The 1,146-nt window shown below is 64.8% G+C and carries 2 protein-coding genes; both read left to right on the top strand.

Annotation, left to right across the window (positions count from 1 at the left end; all coding sequences use genetic code 11):
* Positions 1–55: 55 nt before the first annotated feature.
* On the top strand, positions 56–346 hold the full coding sequence (locus AC559T_RS13720; protein WP_498868929.1) for a transposase: 291 nt from the start codon (positions 56–58) through the stop codon (positions 344–346).
* The coding region (locus tag AC559T_RS13715) for an IS3 family transposase (RefSeq protein ID WP_498868928.1) at positions 343–1,146 on the top strand (804 nt) is incomplete at its 3' end. The genes AC559T_RS13720 and AC559T_RS13715, both read left to right, overlap by 4 nt.

Here is a 1,146-nt window from a genome sequence, read left to right as displayed (position 1 = left end):
TTTCTTCCGGACAGCGGCCCCTACTAGAATAGGGTCAGTCCGGAAGGAATGATAGTTGACGCAGAAGCGCAGGAAGTTCTCGGCCGAGTTCAAGGAAGAGGCCGTGAGGATGGTGATCGAGACATCCCGTCCGATCTCCGATGTCGCACAGGAACTCGGCATACTGGAAGGAACCCTCGGAAGCTGGGTCGCCACCTACCGGCGGGCCCACGCCGGCGAGCCGCCGCCACCGACCGCTGACGAAGGTGCTCGGCTACGCGAACTCGAACGGCAGAACCGTGAGCTGCGCATGGAGAACGAGTTCCTGAAAAAAGCCGCGGCGTACTTCGCCAAGGATCATCGGTGAGCGACACGTTCGAGTTCATCGATGCGGAGTACGCCACCCGCACCACCGCGAATGCCGGTACACCGGCGCCGTCCATCATCCAGATGTGCGCCTGGCTCGACGTCTCTCGTTCCGGGTTCTACGAATGGCGCGACCGCCCCGCCTCGGCGACCGCGACGCGCCGCGGCGAGCTCGCCAGGCTTGTCGTCCGGTCGTTCACCGCCTCGGACGGCACCTACGGCTACCGGCGCGTGCACGCTGACCTGCTCGCCTGGGGTCGTCCCTGCGGCCCCGAGCTCGTCCGTGCCCTCATGCGCGAGCAGGGCCTGGAGCCGTGCCAGCCCCGCCCCTGGCGGCACACCCTGACCGAAGCCGACCAGATCCCGGCCGCGATCCCCGACCTCCTCCACCGCGACTTCACCGCCGACGCCCCCGGAGTCAAGATGGTCGGCGATGTCACCTACATTCCCACCTGGGAAGGCTGGCTGTACCTCGCGACCGTCATCGACTGCCACACGAAAGCCGTCATCGGTTGGGCCATGGACGACAACTACAAGACCGGACTCATCGACACCGCCATCACCATGGCCGCCCGTAACCACCAGCTCACCGACGGAGCTATTTTTCATGCGGACCGCGGAAGTAACTATACATCCGCCCAGTTCGCCGCTACATTGAAGAGGCTCGGAATCCGCCAGTCCGTTGGCCGAACCGGAATCTGCTACGATAATGCAATGGCCGAGTCGTTCTTCGCGGCCCTCAAGAACGAACGCGTTCACCGCACCGCCTACCCGACCCGCGAACACGCCCGCCGCGACATC

Origin of the sequence: Frankia sp. Hr75.2, assembly GCF_949319125.1 — a bacterium.
GTDB classification, from domain to species: Bacteria; Actinomycetota; Actinomycetes; order Frankiales; family Frankiaceae; genus Parafrankia; species Parafrankia soli.
This window is presented reverse-complemented; position numbering and strand designations above follow the sequence as displayed.